The 6,345-nt window shown below is 50.5% G+C and carries 6 protein-coding genes; 1 reads left to right on the top strand and 5 read right to left on the bottom strand.

Going from position 1 to position 6,345, the window contains the following annotated elements:
* The first annotated feature begins 175 nt into the window (after window positions 1-175).
* Complete coding sequence (locus O71_RS26760) at window positions 176-310, top strand: hypothetical protein (RefSeq protein WP_255345438.1); 135 nt, start codon at window positions 176-178, stop codon at window positions 308-310.
* A 124-nt stretch (window positions 311-434) separates the two neighbouring features.
* On the opposite strand, the gene O71_RS26755 is transcribed toward O71_RS26760, so the two are convergent.
* From O71_RS26755 to O71_RS19810, 5 genes are all read right to left on the bottom strand, one after another.
* Window positions 435-566, bottom strand: a complete 132-nt coding sequence (locus O71_RS26755) for a hypothetical protein (RefSeq protein ID WP_255345437.1) — start codon at window positions 564-566, stop codon at window positions 435-437.
* 195 nt (window positions 567-761) lie between these two features.
* The gene (locus O71_RS19820; RefSeq protein WP_007660652.1) at window positions 762-3,941 is read right to left on the bottom strand and encodes an efflux RND transporter permease subunit; all 3,180 of its coding nucleotides are present in this window, start codon (window positions 3,939-3,941) and stop codon (window positions 762-764) included.
* Between the two features lie 260 nt (window positions 3,942-4,201).
* Window positions 4,202-5,257, bottom strand: a complete 1,056-nt coding sequence (locus O71_RS19815) for an efflux RND transporter periplasmic adaptor subunit (RefSeq protein ID WP_007660650.1) — start codon at window positions 5,255-5,257, stop codon at window positions 4,202-4,204.
* 17 nt (window positions 5,258-5,274) lie between these two features.
* Window positions 5,275-5,721: a TolC family protein gene (locus O71_RS26105; protein ID WP_071530914.1), complete on the bottom strand. Its 447-nt coding sequence runs from the start codon at window positions 5,719-5,721 to the stop codon at window positions 5,275-5,277.
* A partial coding sequence (locus tag O71_RS19810) for a TolC family protein (RefSeq protein ID WP_237717921.1) occupies window positions 5,607-6,345 on the bottom strand: 739 nt, incomplete at its 5' end. The genes O71_RS19810 and O71_RS26105, both read right to left, overlap by 115 nt.

The following is a 6,345-nucleotide window of genomic DNA, read 5'->3' as shown; positions in this document are numbered from 1 at the left end:
GTTTTACTAATAATCTTCTTAAATAGAGTTGGTAATTGGCAATTATTATCCTGAATAAGGCTAAACAAGGAGGGTTAAATAAATTTTAGCAGGATTTTTCTTTAAACTATTGAGAATTAGCCAGAACCTGTTAACTTTCGTATATAAGGCAACTTGGATAAAAAAGCATCAGGTTATGGAGGTATTCATCATCTTAACAGTACTGGCAATTTATGCAGTAGGCTACCTGTTGTACTACATGTATGGCAAAGAGGAGCGAAAGAACCAAAAGTACTACCGCTATCAAAAGTATGACCGCTACCAGGTATAAGGAGAAATAATACTGTTTGTGTTTTCAGTTTGCGGGCTTTGCCCGCAAACTGTTACAGCATAAAAAAGGTGCAGGATAAAGTCCTGCACCTTTTTGGCTTGTATCAAATGGGAAATTCTATTAACTAACTCGCTCTTCTTAACTGCAGGTAGTTCACCAGATCATCAATCGAATACACCGGTACTTCGTCCGGGATCACGACATCAAACTTTTTCTCCACTGCCAGTATAATATCTACAACGTCAACTATATCCATTCCATTTTCCCAAAGTCCTTTGGGGCCGGAAAGTTTATGTGGGGCGATTGCTTTTAATCTGCTTACCAGATTAATTACCTCTTTGTATAAGGTAGTTCTAGGATCTGCCATATGTTCTAAAATAAAGGGTAATTCATTTCACGCTTTCCACCAGGCTCCTCCTGCCTTACAACGGACAGGAGGAGGGGGAATATCTTAGTGCGCAAACTCGTGCGCCATCTTTCTTTCTTCAAGCTCTTTCGTTTCGTGCTCCAATTCTTCCAGTGACTTTTCTTCCAGATGGATCACCGTCTTCTTGTCCAGCCCAAGCTTAGCCAGGATGCGGTCGAAGCCGTAGTAGATGATCGGCACCACGATCAGGGTCAGGAACATGGAAGAACTCAGACCACCGATCAAAGCCCATGCCAGACCGTTTTTGGTCGCGGCTACCGAGCCACCTGCCAACGCGATCGGCAACATACCGATCACCATCGCCAGGGTCGTCATCAGGATCGGACGGAAACGGATTCTTACCGCTTCTATCAGGGCTTCTTTCACTTCCACGCCTTCATCTTTCAGCTTGTTGGTAAAGTCGACCACCATAATCGCATTTTTGGCTACCAGACCGATCATCATGATAATACCCAGGATGGAGAAGATACTCAAGGCCTGTTGTGCCAGTGCAAGGGCCAGCAAGGCACCGATAATTGCCAACGGTATAGAGAACAGTACCACCAGCGGGTATACATAAGAGTCATACAGGGCCACCATGATCAGGTACACGAAGATGATCGAGGCCAGCAAGGCGATACCCAGCGTACCGAAACCTTCGCTCTGGTTTTTCATGTCACCACCAAACTCGTAGCTAACACCTTTCGGCGCTTCTACCTCGGCCAGTTTCTCCTGAATCTCTGCACCGATCGAACCAGACGGACGACCAATTACCTGTGAGTTCACGTTCACGGAAGTCACGCGGTTGTAACGCTCCAGCTGCGAGGGACCCGTAGACTGGCGGATGTCGGCAAACTGACCCAAACGTACCAGCTGTCCCATATTGTTCACAAACGACAGGTTGGCAATGTCAGTCACGTTGCGGCGGTCGAACTCGTCGAGGCGGATGTTGATGTCGTAGTCTTCGGTACCGGAGCGGAAGGTCACGTCAGAGTTACCGCTGAAGGCCAGCTGCATGCTCGCACCCACGTTCTCCAGCGACAGGCCTACATTGGCCATTTTATCGCGGTCCACTACTACTTCAATCTCGGGGTTACCGCCTTCCACTGACATTTCCACGTCGGCCGTACCAGACACACTTTCTACCACACCCATCACGCGCTGTGAGAAAGCCATCACGCTGTCCAGGTTCGATCCTGAGATGATCAGCTGGATAGGGGCCTGCGAGTTACCCACCAGACCTACCGGCACTGGTGTCACCTCCACATTTGGCAGTTTGCTCTCAATGTCAGCTTTGGCCTGACGGCTGAACTGGTCGGTACTGAAGGTACGCTCTTTCACGTCTACCAGCGTTACCGATACTTCGGATTTGTATGCCGTGTTCTGGCCCTGCTGTGCCGAAGAGGTAGTACCTACGGTGGTGAATACTTTCGATACTTCCGGGAAGCCCTCCAAATATTGTTCTACCTGACGTGTAGCAAAGTTGGTCTGCTCTACCGTCGCATTCTTAGGCAACTCCAGCTGCAAGCTCACCTCACCACGGTCACCGGCAGGTATAAAGGCCGAACCGATAAAGCCGAGTGGCACCAGCGCAAAGGAGGCGACCAGTAAGATCATGGTCACGCCCAGCGTGATCAGCTTGTGGTTAAAGGCCCACTTCAAAGCGGCTGTAAAGCCGTCGATGATGCGGTCCAGGGTGCGCTCGAATGCCAGGATGAAGCGTCCGAAGATGTTCTTATCCGAAATGTGCTCCAAGCGTGAAAAGCGGCTCGCTAATAGTGGAATCAGCGTGAAGGCTACGAAAAGCGAGATCATCGTAGACACGGCCACTACCACGGCAAACTGGCGGAGGATGTCTGATACCAGGCCTGATGAAAGGGCAATAGGTATAAACACCACCGAAATTACGAGCGTGATGGACGTAACCGTTGCCATGATCTCACGGATACCGTCGTAAGCGGCCTGCGCCGGTTTTTTGCCCATTTCCATGTGGCGGTGAATGTTCTCGATCACCACGATGGCGTCATCCACCAGAATACCCACCACAAGCGAGAGTGCCAGCAGGGACATCAGGTTAAGCGAGTAACCAAACAGGTACATGAAGATGAAGGTCGCCACCAAAGAGGCAGGTATAGAGATCATCACGATCACCGCATTTCGGAAGGAATGCAGGAACAGCAACATCACCACGGCCACCAGAATTACGGCAATCATCAAGTCATGCAGTACTGAGTCGGCAGCCTCCAGCGTAAAGTCAGAAGAGTCGTTAGCGATGTTGAAGTTAAGCCCAACATCAGCGTAGGTTTTCTCCAGTTCGGCCAAGGCTTCCTTCGTCAAACGGCTTACCTCTACGGCGTTGGCATCTGACTGCTTCTGGATGGTAATACCCACAGACGGACTGCTGTTTACACGGGTCAGTACTTCAATGTCTTTCTGCGTGTCCTGTACTTCGGCCACGTCAGCAAGCCGTACAATGCCGTTAGCATCTTCACGCACAATCAGGTTACGCAGTTGGTCCAGCGATGCAAACTTACCAGCCAGACGGATCTGCGTCTGTCCGCTTTCCTGCTTGATCTTACCTGTTGGGAAGTCAAGGTTAGAGTTACGGATCTTCTGCTGTACCTGTAGGATAGAGAGGTTGTAGGCCTCCAGTTTGTTGGCGTCGATGTTTACCTTGATCTCACGCTCCTGGCCACCCAGAATTTTGATGGCGGCCATACCTGGTATGCGCGACAGTTCCGGCTTGATCTTCTTGTCGATCAGGTCATAGAACTCTGTAGGCGACATGTTGGCCGTGGCACCCATCTTGATGATCGGGAGGTCGTCGAGGTCGAATTTGTTCAGCGTAGGCGACTCCGCATCATCCGGCAGGTTGGCCAGGATGGTGTTGATCTTTCGCTGCGCGTCCTGCAGGGCCAGGTCCACGTTGGTGCCCTGGTTCAGCTCCACCACAATAATGGAGAAACTCTCCAGGGAGGTGCCACGCATCGTTTTCACGTTTTCAAGTGCGGACAAGGCTTCCTCGATCTCTTTTGTCACGGAGTTCTCTACTTCATTAGGAGAAGCACCCGGATAGATGGTAGAGATGGTCAGCACCGGCGGGTTGAACTTCGGAAGAAGCTCGTAGTTTAGTGCGCTATAACTCGCAACACCCAGTAGTGTGAGGACCGTGAAGACCACTACCACCAAGGTTGAGCGCTGTATAGATATTTTGGTTATGTTCATTTCTAAATGTTCTTAAGAAAGAAGTTTGTCTGAATCAGGATTTTCAAGATTAAAGGATTTACAGGATTTTCATGCACGATTGTCATCCCCCTGCCTCCTTCAAAGGGGGACTTTGGTCCCTCAACCTTTATTCTTGGTTGAAGCGAGGTTAAGCCTTTGCTACGAGCCACCAAGATTCTTGCAGAATGACAAAAAGGTTAGAATTAAATTGCCCAACTCCTTTGTAGTGTACAGGAAGGATGACAATTGTGCACTGAGATTTACTTCAGCACCGTTACCTTCATGCCTTCGCGCAGGTTGATCTGGCCGCTTTGCACGATCTGCTCGCCTGGCTGTACGCCTTCCAGGATCTCCACCTGGTCTTGGGTTACCACACCAACACGCACCGGGCGCTGGCTGGCCTGACCGTCCTTCACCACATAAACAAATGGGTTCTGGATGCTACCTACGATCGCCTCACGCGGCAACAGCATGGCGTCGCGCTGGTCTGCTACGTCAAAGAAAGCAGTACCATACATACCTGCTCTCAGATTGTTGTTAGCGGCATTTTTCACTTCCACTTCCACGTCAAACTTCAGGGTTGCATCCGCCTGAGCAGCGATCGCCGTCACAGTACCTTCATACTCCTGACCTGAACCGGCATCAGCTTTCACTTTTACCTTGTCACCTTTGTTGATCAGCAGTACTTCGCTTTCGGAGGCTTTCACTTTCAATTTCAGTTTGTCCACGTTCACGATGTCATACAGTTTCGTGCCCGGATTCAGGTAAGAACCAACTTCCACATAGATCTCGTTGATCTCGCCGCTGATAGGGGCGGTGATGCGGGTCTTGGTCAGGCGCTGACGGGCAGCTACCAGTTGTGCTTCCGTTGACTTGGCATTCAGACGGGCATCCTCCAGCTGGCGCTTCGTGATGGCATCGCCGGCAGCCAGGTTTTCAAAACGCTCCAGGTCACGCTTGGCTTTTTCAGCGTTTGTCTGTGCTGTGGCCAGGTCGGCAGCCATGGTGTTGCTCTCTACCTGTGCCAGCAGTTCGCCAGCTTTCACTTTGTCACCTTTGCGCTTGAGCACGCTCTTGATCTGGCCTTGCGTTTCAGAAAGGAGTGTCAGGCTCTGGATCGGGGCGAAATTGCCCTGTGCCGTAAAGGACTTGTCCAGTTTAGCAGAAGCTACTTCCGTGATGGTCACAGGTATAGCTTCGCTTTTGATGGAGGCTACGGCGGCGTTGGCGGCCATTTGTTCTTTGTTGCTCATCAGCTTAAAGCCTATAGCGCCCAAAATCACGATAACGACTACGATATAAATCAGCTTTTTCATTTTGTTCTTTGTGATGCTTATTTAATTAATGAGTTTAGGTCGCCGGTAGCTTTCAGATAGCCGAGTTGGGCCAGCTGGTACTTCAGCATTTCGTTGTTCAGATTTGTTTTGGCTTCGCGCAGACTTACTTCCGCTTCGAGCAGGTCGGTCAGCGGCGAGATGCCTTCTTTGTAAAGATCATTCGTGGTGTCGTATACCTCCTGTGCCAGCGCCACATTCTGCTCCTGCGCCCCAATGGAGGCTGAGCTGTTTTGCAACTGGCTGATGGAGTTCTCCAGCGCCACTTCCAGGTTCTTGGTTAGTTTCTGGCGGTCAGCCTCCAAAGACTTCAGCGTGTACTCTGTCTGCTTCACCTGCGAGTGCTTGCGCATACCATCGAAGATCGGGATGTTGAGCTGCAAGCCAATGATGCCTGTGCTGAACCATGGCTGATTATTATCGAAGAAGTTAAACTCCTTGCGCATGGCATTATACTGGAATGTACCGTGGCTGAAAGAGTAGGGTAGTAGCCCGCCTTGATGTTCTGCTTTTGGAGTTCCGTCAGCTCGGTCTGCTTGTTCAGCAACTGCAGTTGCGTCTGTCCCTGCACCAGGTCCTTGCTGCTGTTGAAAGCCGCAGCTCCAGTATCGAGTGTAATAGTGGCGTCTGTCAAAGCGATGCCTTCTTCCAGCGGCATACCCATGAAGAACTTCAGGATATTCATCTGCTGGTCCAGCGCACTGGTCAGCGTTTGCAGCTGGGTCTCCAGGTTAGTCTTGTTCACCTTGATGCGGTTCACATCTACTTTGCGGGCAAGGTCGTTTTCGTACTGCAGCTGCAGGATCTTGCCCAGCTGATCCAGTCGGGCCAGGTTGGCGTTGATGATCTCAAACTGTTCTTTCGTCTGCAGGATCTGGAAGTAAGAAGAGCTCACGTTATACATGACTTCTTCTTCTGTCATGGCCTTGCGCAGACGGTACAGGTCCTCGCTGCTCTTGGCTGCCTTCAGGCCTACAAAGTATGACTGGTTGAACAGCAACTGCTGAAGCTGTATACCTGCCGATGCATTGTACTTGGTACCAWMGAGTACAGCACTACGTCTGAGCATC

The sequence above is a fragment of the Pontibacter sp. BAB1700 genome (assembly GCF_000277005.1).
Taxonomy (GTDB): Bacteria; Bacteroidota; Bacteroidia; order Cytophagales; family Hymenobacteraceae; genus Pontibacter; species Pontibacter lucknowensis.
Note: the sequence above shows the minus strand (reverse complement) of the source record. Positions and strands in the feature narration are given on the sequence as shown.